At 65.4% G+C, this 14656-nt stretch carries 16 protein-coding genes; 9 read left to right on the top strand and 7 right to left on the bottom strand.

Annotated elements, in window-relative coordinates; translation table 11 throughout:
* Positions 1-3: 3 nt before the first annotated feature.
* Complete coding sequence (locus tag GGD63_RS24255) at positions 4-1329, top strand: MATE family efflux transporter (protein WP_183245678.1); 1326 nt, start codon at positions 4-6, stop codon at positions 1327-1329.
* 66 nt (positions 1330-1395) lie between these two features.
* On the opposite strand, the gene GGD63_RS24250 is transcribed toward GGD63_RS24255, so the two are convergent.
* Positions 1396-2493: a quinone-dependent dihydroorotate dehydrogenase gene (locus tag GGD63_RS24250; RefSeq protein WP_183245677.1), complete on the bottom strand. Its 1098-nt coding sequence runs from the start codon at positions 2491-2493 to the stop codon at positions 1396-1398.
* Entirely contained in the window at positions 2490-2834 is a 345-nt protein-coding gene (locus GGD63_RS24245; protein ID WP_183245676.1) for a DUF952 domain-containing protein, read from the bottom strand. The genes GGD63_RS24250 and GGD63_RS24245 overlap by 4 nt, the downstream gene beginning before the upstream one ends.
* A 319-nt stretch (positions 2835-3153) precedes the next feature.
* Here GGD63_RS24245 and GGD63_RS24240 point away from each other — a divergent pair, with 319 nt between their 5' ends.
* The 4 genes from GGD63_RS24240 (at position 3154) to GGD63_RS24225 (ending at position 6371) form a co-directional block, all read left to right on the top strand.
* Positions 3154-3807, top strand: coding sequence for a helix-turn-helix transcriptional regulator (locus GGD63_RS24240; RefSeq protein WP_183245675.1), 654 nt, complete (start codon positions 3154-3156; stop codon positions 3805-3807).
* Between the two features lie 91 nt (positions 3808-3898).
* Positions 3899-4651: a carbonic anhydrase gene (locus GGD63_RS24235; protein ID WP_183245855.1), complete on the top strand. Its 753-nt coding sequence runs from the start codon at positions 3899-3901 to the stop codon at positions 4649-4651.
* Between the two features lie 290 nt (positions 4652-4941).
* Positions 4942-5889: a 2-dehydropantoate 2-reductase gene (locus tag GGD63_RS24230; RefSeq protein WP_183245674.1), complete on the top strand. Its 948-nt coding sequence runs from the start codon at positions 4942-4944 to the stop codon at positions 5887-5889.
* Positions 5886-6371: a cupin domain-containing protein gene (locus GGD63_RS24225; protein WP_183245673.1), complete on the top strand. Its 486-nt coding sequence runs from the start codon at positions 5886-5888 to the stop codon at positions 6369-6371. The genes GGD63_RS24230 and GGD63_RS24225 overlap by 4 nt, the downstream gene beginning before the upstream one ends.
* 13 nt (positions 6372-6384) lie before the next feature.
* Here the strand turns inward: GGD63_RS24225 and GGD63_RS24220 are convergent, their stop codons facing one another.
* From GGD63_RS24220 to GGD63_RS24200, 5 genes are all read right to left on the bottom strand, one after another.
* Entirely contained in the window at positions 6385-8028 is a 1644-nt protein-coding gene (locus tag GGD63_RS24220) for a lysine--tRNA ligase (protein WP_183245672.1), read from the bottom strand.
* A 184-nt stretch (positions 8029-8212) separates the two neighbouring features.
* On the bottom strand, positions 8213-9148 hold the full coding sequence (locus GGD63_RS24215; protein ID WP_183245671.1) for a transporter substrate-binding domain-containing protein: 936 nt from the start codon (positions 9146-9148) through the stop codon (positions 8213-8215).
* A gap of 90 nt (positions 9149-9238) precedes the next feature.
* Positions 9239-9829 (bottom strand): SCO family protein, encoded by a 591-nt coding sequence (locus GGD63_RS24210; RefSeq protein WP_183245670.1) that lies wholly within the window; start codon positions 9827-9829, stop codon positions 9239-9241.
* Positions 9830-9851: 22 nt separating this feature from the next.
* Positions 9852-9977, bottom strand: coding sequence for a hypothetical protein (locus GGD63_RS40630; RefSeq protein WP_271581449.1), 126 nt, complete (start codon positions 9975-9977; stop codon positions 9852-9854).
* A gap of 194 nt (positions 9978-10171) precedes the next feature.
* Positions 10172-10693 carry a hypothetical protein gene (locus GGD63_RS24200; RefSeq protein ID WP_183245668.1) on the bottom strand — a complete coding sequence of 174 codons (522 nt, stop codon included), beginning with the start codon at positions 10691-10693 and terminating at the stop codon, positions 10172-10174.
* 265 nt (positions 10694-10958) lie between these two features.
* Here GGD63_RS24200 and GGD63_RS24195 point away from each other — a divergent pair, with 265 nt between their 5' ends.
* The 4 genes from GGD63_RS24195 (at position 10959) to GGD63_RS24180 (ending at position 14539) form a co-directional block, all read left to right on the top strand.
* A complete protein-coding gene (locus GGD63_RS24195; RefSeq protein WP_183245667.1) occupies positions 10959-12617 on the top strand; it encodes an FAD-binding dehydrogenase in 1659 nt (552 codons plus the stop codon).
* A 3-nt stretch (positions 12618-12620) separates the two neighbouring features.
* Positions 12621-13538 (top strand): PHB depolymerase family esterase, encoded by a 918-nt coding sequence (locus GGD63_RS24190; RefSeq protein ID WP_183245666.1) that lies wholly within the window; start codon positions 12621-12623, stop codon positions 13536-13538.
* 128 nt (positions 13539-13666) lie between these two features.
* On the top strand, positions 13667-14017 hold the full coding sequence (locus tag GGD63_RS24185; RefSeq protein WP_183245665.1) for a RidA family protein: 351 nt from the start codon (positions 13667-13669) through the stop codon (positions 14015-14017).
* A 156-nt stretch (positions 14018-14173) separates the two neighbouring features.
* The gene (locus GGD63_RS24180; RefSeq protein WP_183245664.1) at positions 14174-14539 is read left to right on the top strand and encodes a nuclear transport factor 2 family protein; all 366 of its coding nucleotides are present in this window, start codon (positions 14174-14176) and stop codon (positions 14537-14539) included.
* The last annotated feature ends 117 nt before the right edge of the window (positions 14540-14656 follow it).

Raw genomic sequence — 14656 nt, 5'->3', positions numbered from 1 at the left:
AAGATGCACGCACCCGTTCATCCCCGCGTCGGAAGCCGGCAGGTGTTCGCCATCGCAGGTCCGGCGATGGTCGCGAACCTCACGACGCCGCTGATCGGCGTGGTCTCGACCACCGCGATCGGCCGGCTCGACGACGCGGCGTTGCTCGGCGGCGTCGCGATGGCTTCCGTGATCTTCGATTGCCTGTTCTGGCTGTTCGGCTTCCTGCGCATGAGCACGCTCGCCTTCACCGCGCAGGCGCTCGGCGCGGGCGAGACGCGCGAGCAGACCGTGATCCTGGTGCGCGGCTTCATCGTCGCCGGCCTGATCGGTGCGGCGCTGATCGCGCTGCAATTGCCTCTTGCCTCCGTGCTGTTCGACCTGATGGGCGGCAGCGAGGGCGTGACGCGGGCGGCAAAGACCTATTTCATGATCCGGATCTGGTCGTCGCCCTTCGCCTTCGCCAACTACGTCATCCTCGGCTGGCTGGTTGGACAGGCCCGCGCCAATCCGGCGCTGCTGCTGCAGGTCGTCATCAATCTCATCAACATGGTGGCGACGATTTTGCTGGTGCTGGTCTACGACACCGGCATAGCAGGCGCGGCGATCGCTGCATTGCTGTCGGAGGGCATCGGCTTCGTGCTGGGCGTGATCGTGTGCCGCCGCCATGCGGCCGGCGGCTTCAAGGTGCCTCGCGCAACGCTGTTCGATCGCGCCAAACTGATGCGGCTCCTGGCGGTGAATACCGACATCCTGATCCGCACTGCGGCGCTGATCGCCGTGTTCCTGTTCTTCACCGCCAAGGGCGCGCGTGCCGGCGACGTCACGCTGGCGGCGAACTCCGTGCTCAACAATTTCCTGCTGGTCAGCGCCTTCTTCCTCGACGGCCTTGCCAATGCGGCCCAGCAGCTCTGCGGCCGCAGCTTTGGCGCGCGCGACGCCAAAGGGTTTTCGGATTCTACCCGGCTGGTGCTCTTGTGGGGGCTCGGCTTTGCGGTGGTCGTCGCGGTGCTGTTCGCGCTGTTCGGGCCGGCGCTGATCGACTTCATGACGGCGAGCGAGGACGTCCGCCGCGCTGCGCGCGATTTCCTGCCGTTCATCGTGCTCGCGCCTATCCCCGGCGTGTTCGCGTTCGGCTTCGACGGCATCTATGTCGGCGCCACCTGGGCGCGCGAGATGCGCAACCTGATGCTGGTCTCGCTCGCGATCTTCTTCGGCGTCTGGCTGGCGCTGCAATCCCTCGGCAATGCCGGACTGTGGTGCGCGCTGATCGCGTTCTATGTTGCGCGCGGCGGATTGCAGGGGGTGAGGTATCCGGTGTTGTACCGGGCGACGTTTTCAAAACCGTAGAAGAACGTAGCCCCGCATCCGCCTTCGCCAAGGCTTCGGCGGACAAGCGCGGGGCGAGGCGAAGAGCTACATCCCCGGCCAGTCTTCCGCGGTCAGCGTCGCCGCATCCGCGCCGACGATCTCGGAGAGCGAATCGCGGCCCGTGCGCAGCAATGTCGAGGTGAGGTCGCGCTTGATCTCGTCGACGAGGCCGAGGCCCTTGTAGACCAGCGACGAATAGAGCTGGATCAGGCTGGCGCCAGCGCGGATCTTGGTCAGCGCCGCGCCGCCGGAATCGACGCCGCCGACGCCGACCAGCGGGAACGCGCCTTCGACGCGCACATAGGTTTCCGCGACCATCCGCGTCGAGAGGCGGAACAGCGGCCGGCCGGACAGGCCGCCCTGCTCCTTGGCGCGCATCTCCTCGCGCAGTGTGCTCGGCCGCGCGATCGTCGTATTCGATACGATCATGCCGTCGACCCGGCGCAAGCGCGCGACCTGCACGACATCGTCGAGCTGGGCGAGGCTCAAGTCCGGCGCGATCTTGAGCAGCACCGGCGTATCGCCGGCCTTCTGCCGCACCCGCTCGCGTGCATCGATGACGCGCGCGAGGAGATCGTCGAGCAGCGCGCCTTCCTGCAAGTTACGCAGGCCCGGCGTGTTCGGCGAGGAGACGTTGACGGTGAAGTAGCTCGCGACCGGCGCAAAGGTCTCGATCAGCTTGACGTAGTCGCCGACACGGTCCGGCGAATCCTTGTTGGCGCCGACATTGACGCCGACGATGCCGCCATGCTGCGCGCGCGCGGCGAGCCGGCGCAGCACCGCTTCGGCGCCGTCATTGTTGAAGCCCATGCGATTGATGACGGCCTCGTCGCGCTCGAGCCGGAACAGGCGCGGCCGCGGGTTGCCGACTTGCGGCTTCGGCGTCACCGAGCCGATCTCGACGAAGCCGAAACCGAGCCGCAGCAGCGCGTCCGGCACCTCGGCGCTCTTGTCGAAGCCCGCGGCCATGCCGATCGGATTGGGAAAGTTGAGCCCGAAGGCGCGCACCGCGAGCTTGGGATCGTCAGGGCGCGGCTTGACCGGCGGCAGGAAACGCAGGCCCTGGATCGCCAGGCGATGCGCATCCTCCGGATCGAGCCAGCGCAGCACCGGCAGCGAGAAAGCGTCGAAAGCGCGGATCACGGGGCAAGCTCCGGCACGTCGTGACCGCCGTCCGAGCGCATGTTGAGGTTTATCACCGAGATGACGGCACCGAGATCGAGCTCGCCATAGAGGTGCGGAAACAGCTCCTCATTGCGCGAGCGCTCCCAGCGCAGCTCGCTGCCGAGCACGTCGCCGTCGACCTCGACCAGGAACAGCGCCCGCTGCCCGGCGAAGTGCTTGCGCAAGGTCTCGGGAACCTGGGCGGCCGTCGAGAAATGGATGAAGCCGTCGCGCGAATCGTCCGCGCTGCCCTGGTACACGCCCTGCCGTTCCGCCTCGCGCCAGGCCGAGGCCGGACAGATTTTGTAGATCTTGACCACCGCTTACGCAGCCCTGTTTGCCCTTTGAGACAGCTCTTTGAGTCTCTTGGGTTTTTTCTGGGTTTTTTTCGTCTGTTGGGGTCCCTGAAACCCCGGGCGCGACCGTAAAGGCCGCTCCTTCCGAACTCAAGACTTAGAGCCTATTCCGTCCCGATGAAATCGGAACGGGGCTCCAGATTCCCAGTTTGACGCGTTTTCCTTGCCACGAACTTGTATACCCTTCGCTCGACAACCGCTTTCGCGCCACCCCTTGCGCGAAAAACGGAAAACCGGTTGATTTGAGGACAGTTTTCCTGAGTTGCGACGGGCTGGACCTTCCATGGTCAGACAGGCCAAAGCGCAGAGGATGCTGAGTCACGACCAGATCTGGGTCGCGCTGGATCGGCTGGCGGCGCGTGCCGGCCTGTCTCCGTCCGGCCTTGCCAAGCGCGCCGGGCTCGACCCCACCACCTTCAACAGGTCCAAGCGCGTCACCGCGGACGGCCGCGAGCGATGGCCCTCGACCGAATCGATCGCGAAAGCGCTGGCGGCGACCGGCGACTCGATCGACACTTTTGCTAAGCTGGTCGACGGCGAGGCCGGCGATGGCCGTTCGGTGCCGCTGCTCGGCCTGGCGCTGGCCGGCGCGAGCGGCGCCTTCGACGAGTCCGGCCTTCCATCGGGCAAGGGCTGGACCGAAGTCGCGCTTCCCATCGCCGATGACAGCCAGACCTTTGCGTTGGGGATCGCGGGCGACGCGCTTGCGCCCACCTATCGCGACGGCGACGTCATCCTGGTCTCGCCGGGCACGCCGATCCGCAAGGGCGATCGCGTCGTGGTGAAGACCAGAGCGGGCGAGCTGACGATCGCCACCCTGAAGCGCCGCACGGCAAAGACGCTGGAATTGCAGCCGCTCGATGCCTCGCAGGCCGAGCGCACGATGGCGACGGGCGAGGTCGCGTGGGTCGCCAGGATCGTGTGGGCGAGTCAATAGATCTGGCGCGCGATCGCCATTGCGACTCACCGTCCCTCTCGCCTAGGTTGCGCGCGCAATTGCCGATCAAATTCATCGGAGGGGGAATATGATGAATCGCCGCCACGCATTGAAAGCACTCGCCGGTCTTGCGCTTTGTCCGATCTGCAGGCCGGGCTTCGCCGCCGAAGGCGCGCATTGGAGCTATGAAGGCGCCGGCGGTCCGGGCAAATGGGGCGAGCTCGATGCAGCCAACAAGGCCTGCGCGGTCGGCCTGCAACAATCGCCGATCGACATCGAGGCGACGGTCAAGTCGCAACTGCCGGCGCTGAAGCTGAACTGGGGCAAGAGTGCCGACACCATCGTCAACAACGGGCACACGATCCAGCTCAACTTCGCCGAGGGCAGCACGCTCACGCTCGGCGACGTCAAATACAAGCTGCTCCAGGTGCACTTCCACCGGCCGAGCGAGCACATGATCGGCGGCAAGAATTTTCCGATGGAGGCGCATTTCGTCCATCGCAACGAGGCCGGCGGGCTCGCCGTGGTCGGCGTGCTCATGGCCGAGGGCAAGCCGAACCCGGCCTTTGGCAAGATCGTCAAGACCATGCCGGCGGCGGAAGGGCCGGCGGTGAAGGCGGATGCGAGCATCGATCCGCTCGCCATGCTGCCGCCGAAGCTCAGCTATTACCGCTATCCCGGCTCACTGACGACGCCGCCCTGCTCGGAAGTGGTCGAATGGCTGCTGCTGACCGACCCGATCCAGGTGTCGGCGGCCGACGTCGCCGCTTTCGCAAAGCTCTACCCGATGAACGCACGCCCGGTGCAGAAGGATAACAGGCGTTACGTGTTAAGGTCGATCTGAAACGCAGCTCAGGCGCCGGAGACGCTGGGTCGGACGTCCACGACGACCTCATAATTGGCGGCCGTGGCATCGAAGGCCGTCAGCATGGCCTGCGCCCCCACGGCGCAACAACGAGGCGCCGGAAAAGCCGTCGATGGCCCGAAGATGCCCGCACTCAACAAGCCCTTCAGGTGCTGCTACGGCATCACGCCCCTGCAGTTTGCGCAGGCCGCGCGGGCTGGCTGACGCCGCAATTTCAGTAAATACTCTCAGCGAACACACGCCTTAAAGCGATGCCTGGAGATTCCGCGATGTCCGCGATCGATCATGCCGCAACGACCGGGCGCCGCCGGGTCGCCGTCGTCGGCCTGGGCAGCATTGGCGGCGTCATCGCCGGCGCGCTCGACGCGACGGGCCGGCACGACGTCACCGCCTGCGTCAGGCACGGGATCGCGCGGCTGATGGTGGAACGTCCCGACCGCACGATCGAGGCGCGGCCACGTATGTTGACGGATCCGGCACAGGCCGACATCCATGACTGGGTGCTGCTGTGCACCAAGGCGCAGGATACCGCCTCGAGCGCGCCTTGGCTGCAGCGGCTCTGCGGCGACGGCACGCATGTTGCGGTCCTGCAGAACGGCATAGGCCACACCGAACGGCTTGCGCCATTCGTCGGAGCGGCGACCATCGTGCCGACCATCGTCTATTATAATGGCGAGCGGCTTGCGCCCGACCGCGTGCGCTACCGCCGCGCCAGCGACCATGATTTTGCGGTGAGCGATGATGCCGGCGGCCGCGCCTTCGTGGAATTGCTCGAAGGCACGGGAATGCAGATCCTGGTCAGCCCCGACTTCAAGACGATGGCCTGGCGCAAGCTGCTGCTCAACGCGATCGCCAACCCGATCACCGCGCTCACGCTGCAGCGCCAGGGCGTGTTCAGGCGCGAGGACATGGGCCCGCTAGTGCTCGCGGCCCTGGAAGAAGCCGCCGCGGTCGCGCGCGCCGACGGCGCCCGGCTCGCAGACGACGAAGCCTCGAAGCTGCGGGCAATGCTGATGACGTTCCCGCCCGATGCCGGCACATCGATGTATTTCGACCGGCTGGCGGGCCGGCGCTCGGAGGTGGACGCGCTCACCGGCGCGGTGGTCGCGGCCGGCGAGCGCCACCAGATCGCAACGCCGCTCTGCCGCGTGCTGCTGACCTTGATGCGCGCGGCGGACGCCGCGCCGATCCCTGGCCTGACGGAGAAAGCGAAATGACCGCACCATCGAAACCGAGACCTCCGGCATTCGATCCGGACGACGTGAACGAGAGCAATTTCACGAGCTATCCCGAGATGCACCGGGCCGCCAATCAGACGCGCTACAATCGCCGGCTCGGCAACCATGCGGGACTGAAGAATTTCGGCGTCAACCTGACCCGCATCATCCCGGGCGGCCAGTCCTCGTTCCGTCACGCGCATTCGCGCCAGGACGAGTTTGTCTTCGTGATCGAGGGCGAGGTGGTGCTCGAGACCAACTCCGGCGCGCAAGTGCTGACGGCGGGCATGTGCGCTGGCTTCCCCGCCGGCACCGGCGACGCTCACCGCTTCATCAATCGCACGACGCGGGACGTGAAGCTGCTCGTGATCGGCGACCGCACGGCGGACGACGAGATCAGCTATCCCGACGTCGACATGCGCGCCGTGCTCGGGCCGGACGGCGTCTACAAATTCACGACCAAGGCGGGCGATCCGCTGTAGAAGCGGGCCGTATCTACGCGCTCCTCGCCAGCGCGCCGTCGATCATGTTCACCGCGTTCTGCACGCCGTAGACCGCGACGAAGGAGCCGAAGCGCGGGCCCTTCTCCTGGCCGAGCAGGACCTGGTAGAGCATGTTGAACCAGTCGAGCGTGACGCCGGGGCGGCCGTCCTTGCCCTTCTTGACCTGGTCGAGGAACGGCTCGCGGCGGCCGATCTCGTAGACGACGTTCTGGATGTCCTCCGCGGACGCCTCCTGCGGAAGCTGCGAAAGCGCATCGCGCAAATCCTGCAGCGCGGCGCGTTCCGTGTCGGTCGGCACGCGGAACTGCTTCGTCGGCGCGACGAAGTCGCGGTAGTAGTTGATGGCATAGCCGACCATCGCATCGAACTTCGGATGCGTCTGCGGGCTCACGCCTGGACGATAGCGGCCGATGAAGCCCCACAGCGTCTCGGCATTCTCCGCGTTCGACGACGACACCAGCGTCAGCAGCAGCTGGAAGGTGACGGGCATATCGCCCTTCGGCGGCTTGCCGTTGTGGATGTGCCAGACCGGATTGCCGAGCTGCTGCTTGCCGTCCTGCCTGGCAAAACCGTCGATGAACTGCTGGTAGTCGTCGACGTTGCGCGGGATGACGTCGAAATACAGCCGCTTGGCCGCCTTCGGCTCGCGGTACATGAACAGCGACAGCGATTCCGGCGAGGCGTAGCGCAGCCATTCGTCGATGGTGAGGCCGTTGCCCTTCGACTTCGAGATCTTCTGGCCCTTCTCGTCGAGGAAGAGCTCGTAGTTGAAACCTTCGGGCGGCGTGGCGCCGAGCGCCTTGGCGATGGCGCCGGAGAGCTTCACCGAATCGATCAGGTCCTTGCCGGCCATCTCGTAGTCGACGCCGAGCGCGACCCAGCGCATCGCCCAGTCGGCCTTCCACTGGCATTTGACGTTGCCGCCGGTGACGGGCGTTTCAACTTCCTGGTTGGTATCAGGATCGACATAGGTCACCGTGCCGGCCGCGACGTCACGGCGGATCATCGGCACCTGCAGCACGACGCCCGTGGTCTTGCTGATCGGCAGGAACGGCGAATAAGTCGCGCGGCGGTCCGGCCCCAGCGTCGGCAGGATGATCGCCATGACCTTGTCGTAGGCCGCGAGCATCTTGAGCAGCGTCGCGTCGAAGCGGCCGGAGGTGTAGTACTCGGTCGAGCTCGCGAACTCGTAGTCGAAGCCGAAATGATCGAGGAAGGCGCGAAGCCGCGCATTGTTGTGGTGGCCGAACGACGGGTACTCGTTGGAGAACGGATCCGGCACCCGCGTCAGCGGCTTGCCGAGATGCGCCGCCAGCATCTCCTTGTTGGGGACGTTGTCGGGCACCTTGCGAAATCCGTCCATGTCGTCGGAGAAGGCGAGCAGGCGCGTCTTGATCTTGTCCTCGGTCAGCACGCGGAAGGCATGGCGCACCATCGAGGTGCGCGCGACCTCGCCGAACGTGCCGATATGCGGCAGGCCTGACGGGCCGTAGCCGGTCTCGAACAGCACCTCGTCCTTCGGGCTTTTCTTCAGCCGCGCGACGATCGCCTTCGCCTGCTCGAACGGCCAGGCGTTGGATTGTTCGGCGAGCGCACGCAGGTCGCTCGGATTTGCGGCAAGGTCGATAACGGACATCAGGGGCCTCCGGGCCGCGGAAAATAGCGATTTCCGGGCAGAATGCAATTTTGTGGGCGGTGTAGCCTCTCGCACCGTCATTGCGAGTGAAGCGAAGCAATCCAGGGATGTTTCCGCAGAGACAGTCTGGATTGCTTCGTCGCAAGGGCTCCTCGCAATGACGGCGGAGGGAGCAGCGACGAAGCTAAAACGGGCTCACCGAGAAGTAGCGCAGCCACAGATCGGTGTAGCGGCCTTTTTCCCAGACGCGGAACAGGGCCCAGTTCAGGGCTTGGCGCAGCACGTCGTTGCCCTTGCGGACGGCGATGCCGATACCTTCGCCGAAGAACCGGCTCTCGACGAAGGGGCCGCCGGAGAAGGCGCAGCAATCGCCGGAATCCGTGCCGTTGATCCAGAACGCGAGTGAGATGGCATCGCCGAAGATGAAGTCGACCTCACCCTTGCGCAGGGCGGCACGCATCGCGTCGTCGCTCTGATAGGGGTGCAGTTCGGCGTCGGTGAACATCGCCTTCAGATAGGCCTCATGCGCGGAGCCCGCGATGACGCCGACCTTCTTGCCTTCGAGATATTCGGGGCGGATCTCCGGCATCACCGCATCCTTGCGCGAGGCGAAGCGCGCCGGCACGCGGTAATAGGGATCGGTGAAATCGACGCGGGCGCGCAACTGCGGGCTCACCGCCATCGAGGCGATGATGGCATCGCCCCGGTTGGAGGTGAGCGCATCGACCAGCGTCTCGAAGCGGCGCATCTGCACCGTGCAGGTGACCTTGATCTCCTCGCAGAGCGCGCGGGCAAGGTCGACGTTGAAGCCGGCCGGGTTGCCGTCGGCGCCGGTGTAGTTGAACGGCGGATAGTCGGTCTCGGTCAGGAAGCGGATCACGGTCAGGCGCGACAGATCCGGCCGCTCCGGCCGCCGGCGCGGGTCCCAGAACCCGGGCACGGCCTGGGGGGCCGCCTGGGGGACGGTTTGCGGCGTCGCCTGGGGCGCCGAGGGGGGCTGCTTGGCCGGGGCCTGGGCGTTCGCGCTCGCCAGGCCGGCGAGCAGGCAGAGGCCGACAGCCAGCCCTGCCAGCAAGCCACGGACAGATTTGAACGATTTCGCCTGTTGCGATGGAGCCATCGGCTGAAAGTAATGAATTTCGTTGGGATCAGAGGGCCTTATAGACCATCCCGCCGGGAACGCGAGTGCCGATTGCGGCCAGGGTGAAGCTCAAAGATACCGCTTCAAATCGGCCGCGGCCTCTTCCGGCGTGCGCTTCAGGTTGAACGGCGAGACGAACCTGCCGTCGCGGTCCATCAGGTAGATCAGCGCGGTGTGGTCCATGGTGTAGTCGCCGTCCTTGGTCGGGACCTTCTTGGCGTAGACCCGGTAGGAGGTGATCACCTTGGCGGTCTCGGCGGGATCGCCGGACAGACCTTCGAGATGCGGATCGAAGCTCGACAGATAGTCCTTCATCGTCGCCGGCGTGTCGCGCTCGGGATCGACCGAGATGAAGACGGCATTGACCTTGTCGGCGTCCTTGCCCAGCGCCCGCAGCACTTCCGAGATCTCGAACAGCGAGGTCGGGCAGACGTCGGGGCAATGGGTGTAGCCGAAGAAGATCAGGGTCGGCTTGCCCTTCAGGCTCTTGTCGGTGACGGCCTTGCCGTTCTGGTCGGTGAGCTGGAACGGGCCGCCGACCGCGGCGGGCTGCGCCACCTTGCTGACCCCGCCCATGGCCCAGAACATGATCAGGAGCCCGAGGACGAGGCTTGCAGCAAAGGCGGTCGCGATCACCAGCGGACGGGCGGTGGAACTCATGGGCGGAAAACTTCCTGTCGGGTCAGAAGCAGGCGGCGAAACCGGTCCTGATCATTTCGAAGAACACCTGGCTGCCGTAGTGGAACCAGAGCGCCAGCGCGCCGATCACGACCAGCCCGCCGGCACCGGCGCCCGCCAAGAGCAGCACGGACGGCGTCCGGCCGGCAGTGGGCGAATTGTCCTGTAGCGGATGTCCCGGGTGCAGTGGTTGAGCCATGACAACGATGGGGGCGAAGGCCCCGGTTCCCAGGCTTTCAGATAGGCTTTAGCCCGCCTGCGGGCAAGGCGCCGCCAGCAGGCAAGGCGCCGCTGGCGAGCCAAACGATCCCGTCACGGCGAATGTCAGTGGAGGAGCTGGCCCCGAGCCGTCTCGACCTGCTCCGGTTGCGGGAGGGACCGGCGTGCCGGCTTGATCGCCGAGGCCTGCGCGTCCATGTAGCAGGGCTTGTACATGGCCTGCAGCTGCCTGCCCTTCAGGAACAGCATGTGCGGGGTCAGGCCGCCGCGCTGGTTGATCCAGCGCCTCACCTGCGACGGATACATCGCATAGAGCATCTGGGTCGCTTCGGGATTGGTCACGGCGCGGCCATTGGCGCCGAAATCCCAGGCGGCGTGGAAGCCGAGCGTCGCGCTCGAGGTCACGCAGATGCGGTCGTGCGGGATGGCGCCGAGGACGATGGTGCAGGCCGAGGCGCAGAGGCCGTCGATGATGACGGTCTCGCCCGATTGCCTGAGGTCCTGGTACCTGTCGACGTAGGTTCCAATCCGGCCGCCGCGGTCATCCGCGATCCGAACCACCGCGTGAGAAGCCCCCATGCCCGCGATCAAGAGAACCGCCGCAAGCAACCCCGTCAGAAACTTCATTGTCCCCCGCCCCGGTCGAATTCGAATCTGCGTGTCAGGTGGTGATGCAGTGCTAGCGTCCGTCGTAACCAAGGTTTTGTCTAGGCAGGCCGGCTGGCTCAAAACAAATTCAACTCCAGTGTTGCGTCCGCGCTGCACCCGGCCGGTCCCTATCCCAGACTGGAACAAGTTAACGGTGTCTTGCGCGCCACACCCTTGATCTCAGGTACAACCGCTGGCTTCAATCCGGGCAATTACAGGGGGGAACTCATGGAGGGGGAAACGCATGGCTGAAGAAACAGACGTCATCGTCGTCGGCGCGGGACTGTCGGGCCTCGTGGCCGCCACCGAGATCGCCGACGCGGGCAAGCGCGTGATCGTTGTGGACCAGGAAGGCGAGCAATCGCTCGGGGGCCAGGCATTCTGGTCGTTCGGCGGATTGTTCCTGGTCGATTCGCCGGAGCAGCGCCGGCTCGGCATCAAGGACTCGTTCGAGCTCGCGATGCAGGACTGGCTCGGCTCCGCCGGCTTCGACCGCGACGAGGACTTCTGGCCGCGGCAATGGGCCGAGGCCTATGTGGCTTTCGCTGCCGGCGAGAAACGCGACTGGCTGCGCGCGATGGGCCATCGCATCTTTCCCGTGGTCGGCTGGGCCGAGCGCGGCGGCTATGACGCGATGGGCCACGGCAATTCGGTGCCGCGCTTCCACGTCACCTGGGGCACCGGCCCCGGCATCGTCGAGCCGTTCGAGCGCCGGGCGCGCGAGGCGATGAAGAGCGGCCGCCTCACCTTCAAGTTCCGTCACCGCGTCGATGCGCTGTCCGTCACCAACGGCACGGTGGATGGCGTCAGTGGCGCGATCCTCGCACCCGACACTATCGAGCGCGGCAAAAGCTCCTCGCGCAACGTGGTCGGCGAATTCGCGCTGAAGGCGCAAGCCGTGATCGTCGCCTCCGGCGGCATCGGCGGTAATCACGAGCTGGTGCGGGCGAACTGGCCGAAGCGGTTAGGTGAGCCGCCGAAATTCATGATCTCCGGTGTGCCCGAGCATGTCGACGGCCGCATGATCGGCATCACGGAGAAGACCGGCGCGCGGCTGATCAACCGCGACCGCATGTGGCATTATGTCGAGGGTATCCAGAACTGGAATCCGATCTGGCCGCGCCACGGCATCCGCATCCTGCCCGGGCCTTCGTCGATGTGGTTCGACGCAACCGGCACACGATTGCCGGCGCCGCTGTTCCCCGGCTCCGACACGCTCGGCCAGCTCAAATACATCATGTCGACCGGCTATGATTATTCCTGGTTCATCCTGACGCAGAGCATCATCAAGAAGGAGTTTGCGCTGTCGGGCTCGGAGCAGAACCCCGACCTGACGGGCAAGAGCTGGCGCATGACCTTGCGCCGCGCCACCAACAAGGGCGCCCCCGCGCCGGTGGAGGCCTTCAAAAGCCATGGTGTCGACTTCATCGTGCGCGACAAGCTCGAGGACCTTGTTGCGGAGATGAACAAGCTTGCCGGCAACGACCTGCTCAAGCTCGAGCACATCAAAGTGCAGATCGAGGCACGCGACCGCGAGATCGCCAATCCTTACGTCAAGGATGCGCAGGTCATGAACATCCACAATGCGCGCCGCTATATCGGCGACAGGCTGATCCGCACCGCCGCCCCGCACCGCATCCTCGATCCCGCGCAGGGGCCGCTGATCGCGGTCAAGCTCAACATCCTCACCCGCAAGACGCTCGGCGGCTTCGAGACCGATCTCGACTCGCGCGTGTTCGGCGAGGAGGGACAGGTCATCCCGGGTCTCTATGCGGTCGGCGAAGCCGCGGGCTTCGGCGGCGGCGGCGTGCATGGCTATCGCTCGCTGGAGGGCACGTTCCTCGGTGGCTGCCTGTTCTCGGGCCGCAATGCCGGCCGTGCGGCGGCGAAAGCGGTGGGATAGATCATGCGGCGGTGGATGCAGCTCGGGATGCTTCTTGCGGCATTGACCGCCGCCTCGGTCGCATCCGCCGACATCATCGACGTCAACGGCGTGAAGCGCTCCTACACCGCGCAGCTTCCGGCGAAGAAGCCGGCACCGCTCGTGGTCGTGCTGCATGGCAAGACCCAGCGCGGCGCCGACATGGTCGCGCGCACGGCGTGGCCGCAGGTCGCAAAACGTGAAGGTTTCGCCGTGGTCTTTCCTGATGGCCTCAACCACGCCTGGGCCGATGCGCGGACCAAGGCGGGACCCGCGCTCCGCGGTCCGCCCGACGGCACCGACGACATCGCCTTCATCACCAAGCTCGTCGAGAAGCTGGTGGCGAACGGCACGGCCGACCCGAAGCGCGTCTATGTCGCCGGCATCTCCAATGGCGGGGCGATGGCGATGACGCTTCTCTGTGCGCGCGCCGATCTGTTCGCGGCCGGCGCCAGCGTGGTCATGAATCTCACTGATGAGACCGCAGTCACCTGTCATCCGTCGCGACCGCTGCCGATGCTGCTCATGAACGGCACGGCCGACCCATTGGTGCCTTACGCGGGCGGACGCGGATCGAGCTATTTTGCCGCAGACGGGTTCTGGTCGACCAACGAGACGCTGGCATTCTGGCGCAAGCTCAATGGCTGCGAGACGGACGATGCGGCCGCAGTCGATCTGCCTGACAAGAATCCCGCGGATCAGTCCGGGGTCACGCGGATCACCTCGCGCTGCCCAACCGGGCACGACGTCGTGCTCTATCGCGTCAACCATGGCGGTCATCGCATGCCCGGATTCTCGCCCGATGCTCGCTTCCCGAGGGTCGCGACGGGTCTGCTCGGGCCGCAGAACGGCGACATCGACGGCGCCGAGACGATCTGGGCTTTCTTCAGCCAGTTTCCCTGACGCATGCATCGGCGGCAACGCATGCGTGCCCGACAACGCATGCGTGCCTGGCAACGCATGCGTGCCCGGGGTGGCACAGCGCAAAGCGCTGGGCTAGACAGGGCCGCCATTCCACCAGGAGATCCCAAATGAGCATTCAGCGTTTCGAAACCGGCCCGCGCATGAGCCAGGCCGTCGTGCACGGCAACACCGTCTATCTCGCCGGCGTCGTCGCCAACAACGCGGCCGGTGAAAGCGTGACGAAGCAGACCCAGGACATCCTGAAGACGATCGATGGCCATCTCGCCAAGGCCGGCACCGACAAGTCGAAGCTGCTCTCGGCCACGATCTACATCACCGACATGAAGACCTTCGGCGAGATGAACGCGGTGTGGGACGCCTGGGTTTCGCCCGGCAACACCCCGGCTCGCGCCACCGTCGAAGCCAAACTGGCGGCCCCGCAATACACCGTCGAGATCATGGTGACGGCCGCGAAGTAACCTTCGCCAACAAGACACATGCGAATGAAGCGCGATGAGGCCATCATCGCGCTTCATTTTTTGCACGCTCCGATGACCTCCGAGGTAATCGATCAGCGCGCGTAGTCCTTCGATAGTGACGGTCAGCCGAACACGGCGTCATCGAAGGAGCATCCCATGACCGATCACACCGCCATCGCCCACCTCTATATCGATGTCTGGAACGAGCGCACGACGAGCCGCCGGCGCGAGCTGCTGAGCGAGAACTGGACGGCAGATGCGAGCTATGTCGATCCCCTGATGAAAGGCGACGGCCAGGACGGAATCGACGCGCTGATATCAGGCGTGCAGCAGCGCTTTCCCGATTTCAGGTTCAAGCTGATCGGCGAGCCCAACGGCTACGGCGATCATGTGCGCTTCTCGTGGGGGCTCGGCCCTGATGGCGTCGACAGCCCGATCAAGGGGACGGATTTTGCCGTGCTGAAGGACGGGCGGATCAAGAGCGTGACGGGATTCCTGGATCAGGTGCCCGCGGGGGCGTGAGGTCTATCTTACCCTCCCCTGGAGGGCAGGGGAATCGCATATGATTTTTGTGGGCCTATTGCGTTGAATTGCAATATGGATTCTGAGGACGACACTCGATTGATTGGGGGTGTCGGA

It is taken from the genome of Bradyrhizobium sp. cir1, from assembly GCF_014198245.1.
GTDB lineage: Bacteria > Pseudomonadota > Alphaproteobacteria > Rhizobiales > Xanthobacteraceae > Bradyrhizobium.
Note: the sequence above shows the minus strand (reverse complement) of the source record. Positions and strands in the feature narration are given on the sequence as shown.

Bases quoted from the DNA above. Each gene is read 5' to 3' on its own strand.
- GGD63_RS24240 (WP_183245675.1), top strand. From the start codon at position 3,154: ATGGTCAGACAGGCCAAAGCGCAGAGGATGCTGAGTCACGACCAGATC.
- GGD63_RS24215 (WP_183245671.1), bottom strand. From the start codon at position 9,148: ATGGCTCCATCGCAACAGGCGAAATCGTTCAAATCTGTCCGTGGCTTG.
- GGD63_RS24255 (WP_183245678.1), top strand. From the start codon at position 4: ATGCACGCACCCGTTCATCCCCGCGTCGGAAGCCGGCAGGTGTTCGCC.
- GGD63_RS24210 (WP_183245670.1), bottom strand. From the start codon at position 9,829: ATGAGTTCCACCGCCCGTCCGCTGGTGATCGCGACCGCCTTTGCTGCA.
- GGD63_RS24200 (WP_183245668.1), bottom strand. From the start codon at position 10,693: ATGAAGTTTCTGACGGGGTTGCTTGCGGCGGTTCTCTTGATCGCGGGC.
- GGD63_RS24190 (WP_183245666.1), top strand. From the start codon at position 12,621: ATGCGGCGGTGGATGCAGCTCGGGATGCTTCTTGCGGCATTGACCGCC.
- GGD63_RS24230 (WP_183245674.1), top strand. From the start codon at position 4,942: ATGTCCGCGATCGATCATGCCGCAACGACCGGGCGCCGCCGGGTCGCC.
- GGD63_RS24185 (WP_183245665.1), top strand. From the start codon at position 13,667: ATGAGCATTCAGCGTTTCGAAACCGGCCCGCGCATGAGCCAGGCCGTC.
- GGD63_RS24180 (WP_183245664.1), top strand. From the start codon at position 14,174: ATGACCGATCACACCGCCATCGCCCACCTCTATATCGATGTCTGGAAC.
- GGD63_RS24195 (WP_183245667.1), top strand. From the start codon at position 10,959: ATGGCTGAAGAAACAGACGTCATCGTCGTCGGCGCGGGACTGTCGGGC.
- GGD63_RS24235 (WP_183245855.1), top strand. From the start codon at position 3,899: ATGAATCGCCGCCACGCATTGAAAGCACTCGCCGGTCTTGCGCTTTGT.
- GGD63_RS24225 (WP_183245673.1), top strand. From the start codon at position 5,886: ATGACCGCACCATCGAAACCGAGACCTCCGGCATTCGATCCGGACGAC.
- GGD63_RS24220 (WP_183245672.1), bottom strand. From the start codon at position 8,028: ATGTCCGTTATCGACCTTGCCGCAAATCCGAGCGACCTGCGTGCGCTC.